Raw genomic sequence first — 14,915 nt, 5'->3', positions numbered from 1 at the left:
GGCACCCACCCTCCGTACATAACGATGCTGCAACGGGGCAGCTCGTCGACCACGAAGGAGCGGTGCATGTACCGGAGAAGCAGGATGACCGGCCGGACGCGCAAGGTGCTGATCGGCGTCGCCGCCGCGGCGCTGGCCGGTGGTGCCTTCGCCGTCAGTACGGGCATGAGCAGCGCCGGCGAGAGCTGCGCCGGCCTCGACACCGCCCTGCAGAACAACCTCACGTTCATCGCCGGGCAGAAGGCGAACCCGGACGCGCTCTCCGACGCGCGCATCGCCAACCGGCAGGCCGTGGTCGACCTGATCAACCAGCGCCGGGCCACCGCGGGCTGCACGGGCGACGTCCAGGCCCAGCCCCCGGCCCAGGCTCCCGCCCAGCCGCCGGCCCAGAATGAAGGCCAGGCCAAGCCGCCGGCCCAGGATCAAGGCCAGGCCAAGCCGCCGGCCCAGGATCAAGGCCAGGCCGAACCGCCGGCGCAGGGCGGCGGGGACGTCGTCTGCAAGGGCTCGACCGTCACGCTCTCCGGCGAGGGCGGCGCCCCGGCCGCGTCCAGCGGCACGTTCCCGATCGGCACCACCCTCAAGGTGACCAATCTGGACAACAACAAGAGCATCACCGTCAAGGTGGCGACCCCGTCCGGCAGCTGCGTCCTGCTCAACAACGCCGCGTTCGAGGAAGTGCGCGAGGCGGGCAAATTCCTCATTCGTCGTGCCGTGATCGAGCGCGTCGGATAACCCCCGAGGACCGGCGTGACCTGCGGCCCGGGCTACCCGCGGGGGGTGGCCCGGGCCGTCGCGTGCCACTAGGTTGGCGGCATGACCGTCCCCCGTCAGCGCTCCGGCTCCGAGCCGGCCCTGGCGGTGCGGGGCCTGGTCAAGCGATTCGAGTCGAAAGTCGCGGTTGCCGGAATAGACCTCGATGTACCGGCGGGATCCTTCTTCGGCCTGCTCGGCCCGAACGGCGCCGGGAAGACCACGACTCTGTCCATGGCGGTCGGTCTGCTGCGGCCCGACGCGGGCCAGGCCCGGATCCTCGGGTACGACGTGTGGGCCGACCCCACCGCGGCCAAGGCGAAGATCGGCGTGCTGCCGGACGGCGTCCGCCTCTTCGACCGGCTCACCGGCACGGAGCTGCTGGCGTACCACGGGCTGTTGCGCGGCATGGACGCCGAGGTGGTCGACCGGCGCAGCACCGAGCTGATGGACGTGCTGGAGCTCGGCGCCGGCAACCGCACCCTGGTCGTCGACTACTCCGCGGGAATGACGAAGAAGATCGGCCTGGCCTGCGCGATGCTGCACGCGCCCCGGCTGCTCGTGCTCGACGAGCCGTTCGAGGCCGTCGACCCGGTGTCGGCCGCGCTGATCCGCGACATCCTGCACCGCTACGTCGCCGGCGGCGGCACGGTCGTCTTCTCCAGTCACGTGATGACCGTGGTCGAGCGGCTCTGCAGCCACGTGGCGATCATGGCGGGCGGCGCGATCCGGGTGCACGGGACGCTGGACGAGGTCCGCGGCGCCAGCTCGCTGGAGGACCGGTTCGTCGAGGTGGTCGGTGGGCGTACGGCGACCGGCTCGGAACTCTCGTGGCTGTGAGCGCCCGCCACTTCGTCCGCCTCAAGCTGCGCCTCACCGCCAACGGCCTGCGCGCACGGACCTGGCGGGTGGTCCTGTTCGTGCTGGGCTGCCTGCTGGCCGCCTTCGCCGCCGTGGCCGGGTACGCCGTCTTCAGCCTCCCCGGCCTGCTCGGCGAGGACCGGGCGGCCGGGACCCTGCTCCCGCTCGGCGGCGCCGCCGTGGTGCTGGGCTGGCTGTTCCTCCCGCTGGTGTTCTTCGGGGTGGACGAGTCGCTCGACCCGGCCCGGTTCGCCCTGCTGCCGCTGCCCCGCCGGGTGCTGCTCCGCGGGCTGTTCGCCGCCGCGCTGGCCGGGGTGCCCGCGGTGGCCACCCTCGCCGGCACGCTGGGCATGGTCCACACGGCGGCGCGGCTGGGCGGAACGGGCGCGGCCCTGGCGGAGCTCGCCGGCGTGACGGCCGGCCTGCTGCTCTGCGTAGCGATCAGCCGTGCGGTGACCAGCGCGTTCGCCACCGCGTTGCGCAGCCGGCGGGCGCGCGACCTGGCCACCGTGCTGCTCGCCGGCACGGCCGCGCTGCTCGGGCCGCTCCAGCTCGCCGCGCTGGCCGGCGCCGAGCACGCCGACTGGGACCGGGTCGCGCGGGTGGCCGACGTGGTGGCCTGGACGCCGCTCGGGGCGCCGTACAGCCTGGGTCTCGACGTGGCCGCGGGACGGGCCTGGGCCGTGCCGGTCAAGCTCGCGCTGGTGCTGGCCTCGATCGGCCTGCTGCTGTGGTGGTGGTCCGCGACGCTCGAGCGGGCGATGCTCGGCGCGGCGGCGACGGCCGGCGCCCGGCGGCGGACGGATTCCTCGCGCGGCCCGGTCTCCCAGCTCGTGCCGCGCTGGCTGCCCCGGACGCGGTTCGGTGCGCTGACGGCCCGCGAGGCCCGCTACTGGTGGCGGGACGCCCGCCGCCGCGCGAGCCTGATCACCTTCGGCGTGGTCGGCATCTTCCTTCCGGTCATGATGGCGGCCGGCAGCGGGGGCGCGGGGGCGCGGATGGGTTTGCTCGTCCTGATCGGCGCGCTGGCCGCGGTCAGCCTGGCCAACCAGTTCGGCTTCGACGGCAGCGCCTACGCGGCCAACGTCGTGGCCGGGGTGCCGGGCCGGCTCGAGCTGGCGTCGCGGGCGGCCGGGTTCTCCGCGTACGCCGGACCGGCCCTGGTCGTGATCACGCTGGTCGCCGGCCTGGTCGCGGGCCGGCCGGGGTCGATACCGGCGCTGTTCGGCTCGCTCGTGGCGGCGTACGGGGTGGGCCTCGCGATCGTGCTCCCGATCTCGGTACGCGCGGCGTACGCCCTGCCCGACACCGCCAACCCGTTCGCCATGTCCTCCGGCGGCGGGCTCGCCAAGGGCCTGCTCAGCCTCGCCGCGCTCGTCGGCGCGTCGGTCGCCACCCTGCCGTTGCAGCTGGGGTCGTACCTGCTCGGGGACGCGTGGCTGTGGCTCGGGCTGCCCGCCGGGGTGGCGTACGGTTCGGCGGCCTTCCTTCTCGGCCTCCGCCTGGCGGGCCCGATGCTGGACCGGCGCGCCCCCGAGCTCCTCGCCACGGTCAGCGCCGCTCAGTAGACGGTGCCCATGGCCTCGCGCACCTCCCGCAGGGTCTGATCCGCGATCGCGTTCGCCCGCGCGTTGCCGCGGCGCAGCACGTCCCGGACGAGGCCCCGATCCTTCGCGTACGCCGCCCGCCGCTCCCGCATCGGCGCGAGGAACTCGTTCACCGCCTCGGAGACGGTCCGCTTCAGGGCCGCCGCCCCCGCGTCACCGATCTCCGCCGCGACCTCGTGCGGGTCCCGGTCCAGGCACAACGCGGCCAGGTGGACGAGCCCCGACACCCCCGGCCGCCGTTCCGGGTCGTACGTGATGTGCCGGTCGGCGTCGGTGGTCGCGCTCCTGATCAGCCGGGCCGTCTCGTCGGCGGTGGCGGACAGCGCGATGGCGTTGCCGCGGCTCTTGCTCATCTTCCGGCCGTCGGTGCCGGCCAGCACCGGGGCGATGCTGAGCAGCCCCTCCGGCACCGGAAAGACGGGTCCGTACCGCTCGTTGAAGCGCCGGGCGACCGTACGCGTGACCTCGACGTGCGGCATCTGGTCCTGGCCGACGGGCACGAGGTTGCCCTTGCAGAAGAGGATGTCGGCCGCCTGGTGCACCGGGTACGTGAACATCAGGCCGCTGACCGAGCTCTGCCGCGAGTGCGCGATCTCGTCCTTGACGGTCGGGTTGCGCTGCAGCTCCGGCACGCTGACCAGGCTGAGGAAGGGCAGCAGCAACTGGTTGAGCGCGGGCACGGCACTGTGCGCGAACACCGTGGCGTGCTCCGGGTCGAGCCCGGCGGCCAGGTAGTCGAGCAGCAGCCCGTCCACCGTCTCCACCAGGCGATCGGCCACGTCCCGGTCGGTGAGCACCTGATAGTCGGCCACGATGACGAACATCTCGACGCCGCGCCGCTGGAGCTCGACGCGGTTGCGCAGGGTGCCGAAGTAGTGGCCGAGGTGCAGCGGCCCGGTGGGCCGGTCGCCGGTCAGCACCCGGAAGTTCCGGGGATCGGCGGCGATCCGCTGCTCGAGCGGGAGGGTGGTGGTGATGGTCATCGTCGGTCTCCTCAGGCTTGTCGGACAGCCCGGCGGAAACAGAAACGGGCCGTCCGAACGGACGGCCCGAGCGCGAGGGGAAGCCGTCCCTAGGACGGCCACCAGCCCTGTACGCGCGCGGTGTTCACGCCGACGAGTCTACCCGCGGGACGGCACAATGTTTCACGTGAATCCAGACGCCGGCGGACACATCCACTCCACGGACCCGTTCGCCACCCCGGACCAGGACAAGTCCCCGGTACGCCGGCTGCGGGGACGGCTGGCCGCGCCGGTGACCCTGTGGACCGCCCCCGGACCCGCGGGGCTGACCGTCTCGTCGATGCTGGTGGCGGACGGCGACCCCGGCCGGGTGCTCGGGCTGGTCGACGAGGAGAGCGACTTCTGGGACGCCGTGTCACGCTCCGGCCGGTTCGCGATCACCCCGCTGGGCCCCCGCGACCAGCAGCTCGCCGACCGGTTCGCCGGCCTGATGCCCGCGCCCGGCGGGCTCTTCGCGAACGGCGACTGGACGGAGACCGGCCACGGTCCGGTGCCCGCCGGGGCCACCACCTGGGCCGGCTGCCGGCTCGACGGCGAGCGGCCGTACGGCTGGGCCCTCCTGGTCGAGGCCACCGTCGAGCACGTGGTCATCGGGGACGGCGACCCGGCACCGCTGATGCATTATCGGGGGCGTTACCGGAACTTCGACCGGTGAGCGCACGCTGACTGCCGCTCGGCGCACCCCCCGACCGGCAGTCAGTGATCGACGCCACTGCTTCGTACGGTGCGGGAAAAGACCCGCCCCCACGAAGGTGGTGAGCCCCGTTGACGACCGATGCGACCCCGACCGATAAGTACCTCGAGGTCCAGCAGTCCGCCGAATTCGCCGGGTTGCGCCGCAAGCTGCGCAACTTCGTCTTTCCCATGACCATCGCGTTCTTCCTCTGGTACTCGCTCTACGTCCTGCTGTCCGCGTACGCCCGCGGCTTCATGTCCGTGAAGCTCGTCGGCAACATCAACGTCGCGCTGCTGTTCGGGCTGCTGCAGTTCGTGTCGACGTTCCTGATCGCCTGGTACTACTCCCGCTACGCGGCGAAGGAGCTCGACCCGATCGCCGACAAGATCGGCGACGAACTGGCCGGCACGACCGTCGCGGCCACCCCTGAGCCGGTGGAGACCGACACCACCGCCGGCACCACCGCCGGCACCACCACGACCACGGCGACCACGGACCCGGAGGGGGCGAAGTAATGGAGCCGTACTTCCAGCTCGCGGCCGAGGCGTCCAGCTCGACGAGCCGCACCCTGACCATCACGCTCTTCCTGGTCTTCGTGGCCGTCACGCTCGGCATCACCATCTGGGCGAGCCGGCAGACCAAGACCGCCACCGACTTCTACGCCGGCGGCCGGCAGTTCTCCGGCTTCCAGAACGGCATGGCGATCGGCGGCGACTACATGTCGGCGGCGTCCTTCCTGGGCATCGCCGGCCTCATCGCCCTGTACGGCTACGACGGCTTCCTCTACTCGATCGGCTTCCTGGTGGCGTGGCTCGTCGCGCTGCTGCTGGTCGCGGAGTTCCTGCGCAACTCGGGCCGCTACACGATGGCCGACGTGCTCGCGTTCCGGATGCGCCAGCGCCCGGTGCGTACCGCGGCGTCCGTCTCCACCATCGTCGTGTCGATCTTCTACCTGATCGCCCAGATGGTCGGCGCCGGCGCGCTCGTCAGCCTGCTGCTCGGCATCAAGCCCGGCACCACGTTCCTCGGCATGGACGCCGACACCGCGAAGATCGCCACGATCGTCCTGGTCGGCGCGCTCATGATCGTGTACGTGGTGGTCGGCGGCATGAAGGGCACCACGTACGTCCAGATCGTCAAGGCGTTCCTGCTCATGACCGGCGCCCTGGTGATGACGCTGCTGGTGCTCGCCCACTACAAGTTCAACCTGTCGTCGCTGCTCGGCGAGGCGGCGTCGCGGTCCGGCAAGGGCTCGGCATTCCTCGAACCCGGGCTTCGGTACGGCGTGGAGACGGCCGACGCCGCGAAGACCTTCTACAGCAAGATGGACCTGCTGTCGCTGGGCATCGCCCTGGTGCTCGGCACGGCCGGCCTGCCGCACATCCTGACCCGCTTCTACACCGTGCCGACCAGCCGCATCGCCCGCAAGAGCGTGCTGTGGGCCATCGGCATCATCGGCACCTTCTACCTGTTCACCCTGGCCCTGGGCTTCGGCGCGGCGGCGATGGTGGGCGGCACGGCGATCACCGCCCAGGACAAGGCGGGCAACACGGCGGCCCCGCAGCTCGCCCAGGAGCTCGGCATCACCTACCTGGGTGGCGACACCGGCGGCGCGGTGCTGCTGGCCATCATCGCGGCGGTCGCCTTCGCCACGATCCTGGCCGTCGTGGCCGGCCTGACCCTGGCCTCGTCGTCGAGCGTGGCGCACGACTTCTACGCCAGCGTCATCAAGCGCGGCCAGGCCGGCGAGCGCGACGAGGTACGGGTCGCCCGCATCTCGGCGTTCGTCATCGGCGCGATCGCGATCGTGCTGTCGATCTTCGCGCAGAGCCTGAACGTGGCGTTCCTGGTGGCCCTCGCGTTCGCGGTGGCCGCGTCGGCAAACCTGCCTCCCATCCTCTACAGCCTGTTCTGGAAGCGGTTCAACACCTCCGGCGCGCTGTGGTCGATCTACGGCGGTCTGACCTCCGCGGTGTTCCTGGTGTTCTTCTCCCCGGTCGTGTCGGGTACGCCCACCGCCATGTTCCCGGACTCGGACTGGCACTGGTTCCCGCTGTCGAACCCGGGCATCATCTCCATCCCGATCGGCTTCCTCTGCGGCTGGATCGGCACGATCGTGTCGAAGGAGAGCGACGCCGACAAGTACGCCGAGCTCGAGGTCCGGTCCCTGACCGGGCACGGAGCGCACTGATCCGGCACAGGTGAACACGAGGGGGCCGATGCGCAAATTGCGCGTCGGCCCCTTTCGCCTACAGTTGCCCTCATGTCAGTGCAGCAGCGATTCGGCGATGGACATCGGATTCTCATCAGTGGCGGTGCCGGCTTCGTGCCGTCGCACGTGGCCGACGCGCTGCTCGCCCGCGGCTGCACGGTCGTCGCGATCGACAACTTCGTGACCGGCTCGGCCGAGAACATCGCGCACCTGGCCACCGAGCCCCGGTTCACCCTGATCGAGGCCGACGTCACCGAGCCGCTGCCCGATCACCCCGCGCTGGCCGAGCGCTTCGACGCCGTGCTGCACATGGCCTCGCCCGCCAGCCCCACCGACTTCGCCAAGCTGCCGGTGGAGATCCTCAAGGTCGGCTCGGCCGGCACCCTCGCGCTGCTCGACCGCGCCGTCGCCGACTCGGCCCGCTTCCTGATGGCGTCGACCTCCGAGGCGTACGGCGACCCGGCCGTCCACCCGCAGCCGGAGAGCTACTGGGGCAACGTCAACCCCATCGGCGTCCGCGCGGTCTACGACGAGTCGAAGCGGTTCGCCGAGGCGGCCACCATGGCGTACCACCGCCTCCACGGGCTCGACACGGCCATCGTGCGGATCTTCAACACGTACGGCCCCCGGATGCGCCCCGACGACGGCCGGGCGATCCCGACCTTCATCTCCCAGGCGCTGCGCAACGACCCGATCACCGTGCACGGCACCGGCGCGCAGACCCGCTCGATCACGTACGTCGACGACCTCGTGCGCGGAATCCTGCTGCTGCTCGACTCCACCGAGACCGGCCCGATCAACTGCGGCACCGAGCACGAGCTGACCATGCTCGACCTGGCCGAGCTGATCGTGAAGCTGGCCGGCAGCGAGTCCCGCGTCGAGCTGATCGAGCGTACGGCCGACGACCCCGAGAAGCGCCGCCCCGACCTGACCCTCGCTCGCGAGCTGCTCGGCTACGAGCCGCAGGTCGGGCCGGAGGAGGGCCTGCGCCGCACGATCGACTTCTTCGCGAAGTGAGCAATTCGTCTCGGTAGTGAACTTTTCACGAACGGTAATTGTCTCCTCCCTTCGTGCCGAGCCGGTGTCGATGCGCGCTTTGCCTGGTGGCCGGTACGTAACCTGAAACCATGTCTGCGACTTCGTCCCCTTGGGGTAGCCCTGCCGGCCGGGCTTCGGTGCCGGGCTCGGCGGGTATGCCGGGTGCCATGAACCGTGCTTCGGTGCCGGGCTCCTCCGGCCGCGTGGGCACCAGCCGCCCCGCCGGAGGCGCCGGTGGCGGCCCCGGCACCGGCCGCGCGTACGGCGGCGCGGGTGACCGCCCGACCGGCCGCGCGTACGGCGCGAGCGCCCGCCCCGGTGGCCGGGCCTACGGCGACGGCGCGCAGGAGTGGCCGCCGCGCGGTGCCGGTGGCGGCCCCGGCGGTCCGGTGGACCCGCCGCAGGGCCCGGGTGGACGACCCGGCGGGCGCCCGTACAAGGGCAAGCGGAAGCCGCGCTGGGGCCGGATCGCCATGGTGGCCGGCGCCGCGGTGCTCGTGGCCGGCCTCATCGCCGGCATCTCGCTCTACGGCTACGCCGACGGGCTCAACGACGACCTCAAGCGCACGGATGCGTTCTCCGACCTCACCAACGGCCGGCCGGTCAAGGAGGTCGAGGGCGCGCTGAACATCCTGCTGGTCGGCAGCGACTCGCGGGACCCCGACGCGACCAAGGAGTCGACGAACGCCTGGCGCGCGGACACGCTGATCGTCATGCACATCCCGGCCGACCACAAGTCGGCCCAGCTCGTCTCGATCCCCCGCGACCTGTGGGTGAACATCCCGTCGGCGAACAACGCGGAGTGCAGCAATGGCAGCCGCAACAAGATCAACGCCGCGTTCGCCTTCGGCGGCCTGCCGCGGGCGGTCCGGACCGTCGAGTGCATGAGCGACGTCCACCTGGACCACGTGCTCGCCATCGACTTCGGCGGCTTCAAGGAGGTCACCGACGCGCTGGGCGGCGTGGACCTCAAGGTGGAGCAGACCATCACGTCGATCCACAAGCCGTACCGCAAGTTCACCAAGGGCACCATGCACATGAACGGCGCCCAGGCGCTCGACTGGATCCGCCAGCGCAAGCAGTTCGCCCGTGGCGACTTCGCCCGGATGCAGCACCAGCAGGAGTTCCTGAAGGCGCTGATGGACAAGGCGGCCAGCGGCGGCACGCTGTCGAACCCGGCGAAGCTCAACAACTTCCTCAAGGCGGTCACCAAGGCGATCACCGCCGACAAGGACTTCTCGCTGACCGACATGGCCCTACAGTTCCGCAGCCTCCGCGGCGAGAACCTCACCTTCATCACGAGCCCCAACAAGGGCAGCGAGACGATCTCGGGGCAGAGCGTCGTGGTCGCCGATCGGGAGAAGGCTTTGGCTATGTACAAGGCGATGGCTGCCGACAAGATGGGTGACTGGATGGCGCAGAACAACACCAAGCCGTCCAGCCCCGCGCGGAACTGATTCGCCGAATCGGTCAAACGGCGCGGGTCGGCAGAAATGACCGCCCGCGCCGGGCAGGTTAACGGTGCGTGTATGCCTCTGAAACAGATGAGGCCTCGCACGAGATCGAAGTTGAACGTACAGTGACTTCCGCCGTTGGCCCCGACCGCTTGGAGAGCGCATGTCCGTCCAGACCACCCGGCGCCCCTCGACGCCGGCTCCGGATGGCAATCGCGGACCCCAGCGCAGCAGTCGACCAGCCGCCGCGGCGGCGCCCCCGAAGCCGAAGAAGCGCAAGGACCCGCTCTGGGCCAAGCTGACGATCGTGTTCGGCGCGGTGCTGATGATGGCCGGCGGCGCCGGGGTCGCGGGCACCAAGTGGCTGGTGAGCAACGCGACCAGCGCGGTGACCCAGGAGAACCTGCTCGGCGGCACGGTGAAGAAGTCGTCCGAGGGCGGCGGCGACATCAAGGGCCCGGTCGACATCCTGCTGATGGGCGTCGACGCGCGCAAGCGCTGGGCGGTGGACGACCTGCGGTCCGACACGATCATCGCGCTGCACATCCCGGCCAGCCACGATCAGGCGTACCTGGTGTCGATCCCCCGGGACACCGAGATGCGGGTGCCGGCGTTCCCCAAGGCGAAGTACGCGGGCGGCACCGCCAAGGCGACCGAGGTGTTCTTCCACGGGGCGCAGAACGGCGGCGGCTGGGCGGGCGGCGCGCAGCTCATGGCGCAGACCATCAAGGAAAACACCGGCATGTCCTTCGACGGCGCCGCGATCATCGACTTCAACGGCTTCAAGAGCGTGATCGACGCGCTCAAGGGCGTACACATGTGCGTCGACCAGCGGGTCAAGTCGCACCACATGAAGCTCGTCGACGGCAAGCCGATGTACCTGGCCGAGGCCCGCAAGGTCGGCGGGAACCAGAAAGAGGTCTGGCACGAGAAGGGCTGCCGGGACATGGAGGGCTGGGAGGCCCTGGACTACGCCCGCCAGCGGTACGGCCTCAAGAACGGCGACTACGACCGCCAGCGCCACCAGCAGCAGCTGATCAAGGCCATCGCCAAGAAGGCGGCCAGCAGCGGCGTCATGACGAACCCGGTCAAGGTCAACAACCTGATCAAGGCGGCCGGCAAGGCGTTCGTGCTCGACACCGGCGACGTGCCGGTGGCCGACTTCATCTTCGGGCTCAAGGGCGTCGCGGCGAACGACATGGTGCTGCTGCGGACGAACAACGGCACCTTCGCCGGCAACGGCAACGGCCGCGAGACGATCACGCCGAAGAGCATGGAGATGTACCGGGCCGTCAAGCAGGACAAGCTCTCGGAGTTCATCCTCGCCAACCCGGACGTCGTCGCCAACGAGAAGTAGTTCTACGCTGGGGGCGTGTTCGGACCTCAGGTACCCAGCGTGACGCCCGCGCAGGTCGACGCGTCGGCCTATCTCCTCGACGTGCGCGAGCCCGACGAATGGCAGGCGGGCCACGCCCCCGCCGCCCACCACCTGCCCATGATGGAGGTCCCGGCGCGCATCGCCGAGATCCCGCACGACACCGAGGTCGTCGTGGTGTGCCGCTCCGGCGGGCGCTCCGGCCAGGTCGTCTCCTATCTCATGGGCAACGGGTGGGACAACGTGCGCAACCTCGACGGCGGCATGCAGGCCTGGGCCGCCGACGGGCGCGACGTCGTCAGTGAGAACGGTCAGCCGGCCCGCGTGCTGTGAGCCGGCCGCTCGTCTTCGCCCACCGGGGCGGTGCCGACGCGCTGCCCGAGCACACCCTCGCCGCGTACCTTCGGGCACTCCACGAGGGTGCCGACGGCGTGGAGTGCGACGTCCGGCTGACCCGCGACGGGCACCTCGTGTGCGTCCACGACCGGCGTCTCGACCGCACCAGCAACGGCCGGGGCCGGGTGAGCACCAAGACCCTGGCGGAGCTCGACGCGCTCGATTTCGGGTCGTGGCACCCCTCCTCGGCGGAGCTGGAGGAGCCGCTGGGCGAGCACACCCGGCTGCTCACCCTGGACGCGCTCCTGGAGGCGCTGCGTGACACCGGGCGGCCCGTGCAGTTACTCATCGAGACCAAACATCCGTCACGCTACGGAGCCGAGGTCGAGCGCCGGCTGGTCGAGACGCTCCGGCGGCACAAGCTGGCCGATCCGGTGCCCGACTCGCCCGTACGCGTGACCGTGATGTCCTTCGCCGCGCTCGCCCTGCGCCGGATCCGCGCGCTCGCACCCGCCATCCCGACCGTGTATCTGCTGGAGATCCTGCCTCCCGGCGTGAGCCGGGGGCGGCTGCCGTTCGGCGCCCGGATCGCCGGCCCGGGCGTCGGTCTGGTCCGGTCCCGGCCCCAGTTGATCGAGTCCCTGCGCGCCGCCGGCATCCGGACGTTCGTGTGGACGGTCAACCAGGAGGCCGATCTCGACCTCGTGCTCGCCCAGGGCGCGGACGGCATCATCACCGACCGCCCACGCTTCGTGATCGACCGGCTGGAGAACGCACCCGGAGTGTGACCCTGGCCACTCCCCGCCGATAATCGGCAAGATCCCCACGAACCGCCCTGCCCAAACCGGCGGAAGCGAGGCAGACTCGCAGCATGCCGGATCGACCCGATTACGCCGCGCTCACGCGAGGGCAGATCGCGCTCCTCGACCGGATCAATGCGGGCGAAACCGGGCTCGCCGCGCTGAACCAGCTGGTCTCCCTGGCCCGGGAGGTGCTGGGCGGCATCGGCGCGGGCTTCGCCGAGTACAGCCCTCGCCACGGCCGGATCATCGCGGCGACCGGCGCCTGCACCCGCTCGGTGGGCCAGCGCGTGCCGCGCCTCGACGCCGACCCGTCCGCCGGCGGCCGCACCCGGGTCATCCCGTTCCACGAGATGCGCAAGCGCCATGCCGACCGGGACGGGGTGCACCACCTGCTCGCGGGGCGGTGCGAGGTCGGCGGCCTGATCGTCGGCGCCCTGCACGTGTCGTACGGCGACGATGCCGGCGAACCCACCCCGGAGCACCACGCGGTCATCGAGCTGCTCGCCGCCCAGGTCGCCCACATGTACGGCGACCAGACCGGCCTGCCCGTGCACGGCGCCGGCCCGGTGGTGGCCGCGCTCGCCGACGGGCTGGCCATCGTCGACCGCCACCGCGTCGTGCAGCTGTGGAACCCGGCCGCCGAGCGGCTCACCGGGCGTACGGCCGCCGAGACGCTGGACCGCGAGCTTCCCTTCCCCGTACCGCCGCCGGGGCAGGTGCTCGTCCACCGCCTGCCGTCCGGGCGCTGGCTGAAGGTGACCGCCGGCGACCTGCCCGGCACCCCGGCGATGCGCGTGGTGACCTTCCGCGACTCCACCGACCAGGACCGCCGGCACGAGGACCGCGACCTCTTCGTCGCGGTCACCAGCCACGAGCTGCGCACCCCCGTCACCGTGATCAAGGGGTACGCCGACACCCTCACCAACCACTGGGAGTCCCTCGGCGAGGAGGGGCGCCAGGAGGCGGTACGCGTGGTCAACGCCCGCGCCGGCGAGCTGGCCCGGCTCGTCGACCGGCTGCTCTCGGCCACCAGCGACGACGGCGAGGTCGGCGGCTCCCCGCCGGGGCCTTTCGACCTGGCGGAGGCCCTGCGCGCGGCGGCCGACGAGCTCCCCGCCGACCTGAGCCGCCGGCTCGTGCTGGAGAACCTGCCCGGCGACCTGCCCAAGGCGTTCGGCGACCGGGATTCCCTCGCCACGGTCCTCACCGAGCTGGCCACGAACGCCGACAAGTATTCGCCGGCCGACACCGAGGTGACGGTGACCGCGGCGGCCGACGAGGCCACGGTCATGTTCCGGGTCGCCGACCGCGGCGTCGGCGTACGCCCCGAGCACATCGAGCGCGCCTTCGAGCGGTACTGGCAGGGCGGCACCGCGGACCAGGCCCGCAACCCGGGCGCCGGGCTCGGCCTCTACCTCGTGCGGCGGATCGTGGAACGGCAGCAGGGCTGGGTGTCGCTCCGCCCGCGGGAGGGCGGCGGCACCGTCGCCGAGGTCCGCTTCCCGCGCGCCTGAGCGCCCCGGGCATCCAAGGGCAGGAATCCGAGATCGATGTGGACACGGGTGGGCCGCGTACCCCGGATCGTCGCGGCACCGCCTAGGCTGGGTCGCCGTGAGCAAGCGTCGAAAGAACCCCCGAGCCGCCGGCGCGGCGTCCAAGCCCAAGGTGCGTGACATCTTCGTCGCCCGGCCGTTCGAGGGCCTGGCCGACGAGACCGAGTGGATCGCCCTGCGCGAACTGGTCCCGGCCGCCTCGGCGCCGCTGACCCTCAAGCCGGAGATCCTCGAGGAGTACGGCGACCGCCCGGTCACCCTCTCCACGGTCCTGCCGATGGCCTGGCCCGCGATGACCCGTCAGGACGGCCGCGTGTTCGTCGGCCTCCAGCGCCACATCCAGTCCGGGGACGTGTCGCGCGACGTCGCCGAGGCGATCCTGTGCGCGTTGCGCACCGAGCCGGGCGCGACCGTGGCCGTGCCCGCGCTCCCCGGCGAGGGCCCGCGGCTCCAGGACATCCTCGTGGACGGCCCGCTCGAGGTCGAGATGCACGAGGGCTTCGAGTACTGGCTCGACGCCGAGCAGGCCGAGGACGCCACCGTGAAGGCGTCGCTCGAGCGGGCGAACGCGTCGATCTACCCGACGGTGCGGTTGTCGGCGGCGCACGCGGCGTACTGGTGCCGGGTGCCGGACAAGGCCCACGTCCGCTGGGTCCTCCCCGACCCAGAGGACGCGGCGCTGGACGCCCTGGCCCGGCTCTCGGCGGTCGGTGACCTGCTGCTCGGCGAGGACACCAAGTTCGCCGGCATGTTCCGCGCGCACGGGCTCCTCGTGCCGGTGTGGGACCTGCCGGGCGAGCCGGAGGGCGCCGACTGGGAGGCACCGCTGGCCGACTTCGCCAAGCGCTACGCCGACACCCTCGCCGAGACCGGGCCGCTCGACGCCGCGGCCCGCCGCGCGAAGCAGGGACTGATCGGCCGGCAGCTCACCCTGCGGTAGCCGGTCGTGGAGGAGCTCTTCGCCGGGGACGCGCTGGACACCAGCCGCTGGCTGCCGCACTACCTGCCGCATTGGAGTTCGCGGGAGGCGTCGGCGGCGACGTACACGGTCTCCGGCGGGGAGCTGCGGCTCAGCATCCCGCCGGAGCAGGGCCTGTGGTGCGAGGGGGTGCACGACGGGCCGCTGCGCGTCTCCGGCATCCAGAGTGCGAGCTTCTCCGGTCCGGTGGGGAGCACGGTCGGCGGGCAGCCGTTCCGGGACGGGTTGCTGGTCGCGTACGAAGAA

General features: G+C 71.6%; 13 protein-coding genes and 1 pseudogene. 13 read left to right on the top strand and 1 reads right to left on the bottom strand.

Annotated elements, in window-relative coordinates:
* Positions 1–66 precede the first annotated feature (66 nt).
* The 3 genes from CLV70_RS23810 to CLV70_RS23800 all read left to right on the top strand — a co-directional run bounded on the left by CLV70_RS23810 (position 67) and on the right by CLV70_RS23800 (position 3,182).
* Positions 67–735 (top strand): RlpA-like double-psi beta-barrel domain-containing protein, encoded by a 669-nt coding sequence (locus CLV70_RS23810; protein WP_106128846.1) that lies wholly within the window; start codon positions 67–69, stop codon positions 733–735.
* A gap of 81 nt (positions 736–816) precedes the next feature.
* Positions 817–1,593, top strand: coding sequence for an ABC transporter ATP-binding protein (locus CLV70_RS23805; protein ID WP_106128790.1), 777 nt, complete (start codon positions 817–819; stop codon positions 1,591–1,593).
* Complete coding sequence (locus CLV70_RS23800) at positions 1,590–3,182, top strand: ABC transporter permease (protein ID WP_106128789.1); 1,593 nt, start codon at positions 1,590–1,592, stop codon at positions 3,180–3,182. The genes CLV70_RS23805 and CLV70_RS23800 overlap by 4 nt, the downstream gene beginning before the upstream one ends.
* Here CLV70_RS23800 and trpS read toward each other — a convergent pair.
* Positions 3,176–4,204, bottom strand: coding sequence for a tryptophan--tRNA ligase (trpS, locus tag CLV70_RS23795; RefSeq protein WP_106128788.1), 1,029 nt, complete (start codon positions 4,202–4,204; stop codon positions 3,176–3,178). The two genes, CLV70_RS23800 and trpS, sit on opposite strands and share 7 nt — an antisense overlap.
* Before the next feature lie 157 nt (positions 4,205–4,361).
* On the opposite strand from trpS, the gene CLV70_RS23790 reads away from it, so the two are divergent.
* From CLV70_RS23790 to CLV70_RS23745, 10 genes and pseudogenes are all read left to right on the top strand, one after another.
* Positions 4,362–4,898, top strand: a complete 537-nt coding sequence (locus CLV70_RS23790; protein WP_106128787.1) for a flavin reductase family protein — start codon at positions 4,362–4,364, stop codon at positions 4,896–4,898.
* A gap of 110 nt (positions 4,899–5,008) precedes the next feature.
* Positions 5,009–5,332: pseudogene (locus tag CLV70_RS23785) on the top strand (DUF485 domain-containing protein); the annotation flags it as partial.
* 101 nt (positions 5,333–5,433) lie between these two features.
* Positions 5,434–7,110 carry a solute symporter family protein gene (locus CLV70_RS23780; protein ID WP_106128785.1) on the top strand — a complete coding sequence of 559 codons (1,677 nt, stop codon included), beginning with the start codon at positions 5,434–5,436 and terminating at the stop codon, positions 7,108–7,110.
* A gap of 72 nt (positions 7,111–7,182) precedes the next feature.
* On the top strand, positions 7,183–8,148 hold the full coding sequence (locus CLV70_RS23775; RefSeq protein ID WP_106128784.1) for an NAD-dependent epimerase/dehydratase family protein: 966 nt from the start codon (positions 7,183–7,185) through the stop codon (positions 8,146–8,148).
* Positions 8,149–8,258: 110 nt separating this feature from the next.
* On the top strand, positions 8,259–9,626 hold the full coding sequence (locus CLV70_RS23770) for an LCP family protein (RefSeq protein ID WP_425440205.1): 1,368 nt from the start codon (positions 8,259–8,261) through the stop codon (positions 9,624–9,626).
* Positions 9,627–9,786: 160 nt separating this feature from the next.
* Positions 9,787–10,980, top strand: a complete 1,194-nt coding sequence (locus CLV70_RS23765; protein WP_106128782.1) for an LCP family protein — start codon at positions 9,787–9,789, stop codon at positions 10,978–10,980.
* A gap of 15 nt (positions 10,981–10,995) precedes the next feature.
* Entirely contained in the window at positions 10,996–11,331 is a 336-nt protein-coding gene (locus CLV70_RS23760) for a rhodanese-like domain-containing protein (protein WP_106128781.1), read from the top strand.
* Complete coding sequence (locus CLV70_RS23755; RefSeq protein ID WP_106128780.1) at positions 11,328–12,122, top strand: glycerophosphodiester phosphodiesterase; 795 nt, start codon at positions 11,328–11,330, stop codon at positions 12,120–12,122. The genes CLV70_RS23760 and CLV70_RS23755 overlap by 4 nt, the downstream gene beginning before the upstream one ends.
* 83 nt (positions 12,123–12,205) lie before the next feature.
* Complete coding sequence (locus CLV70_RS23750; RefSeq protein ID WP_106128779.1) at positions 12,206–13,651, top strand: sensor histidine kinase; 1,446 nt, start codon at positions 12,206–12,208, stop codon at positions 13,649–13,651.
* 97 nt (positions 13,652–13,748) lie between these two features.
* Entirely contained in the window at positions 13,749–14,630 is an 882-nt protein-coding gene (locus CLV70_RS23745; RefSeq protein WP_106128778.1) for a DUF5926 family protein, read from the top strand.
* Positions 14,631–14,915: the final 285 nt, after the last annotated feature.

The sequence above is a fragment of the Pseudosporangium ferrugineum genome, assembly GCF_003002065.1.
GTDB classification, from domain to species: Bacteria; Actinomycetota; Actinomycetes; order Mycobacteriales; family Micromonosporaceae; genus Actinoplanes; species Actinoplanes ferrugineus_A.
Note: the sequence above shows the minus strand (reverse complement) of the source record. Positions and strands in the feature narration are given on the sequence as shown.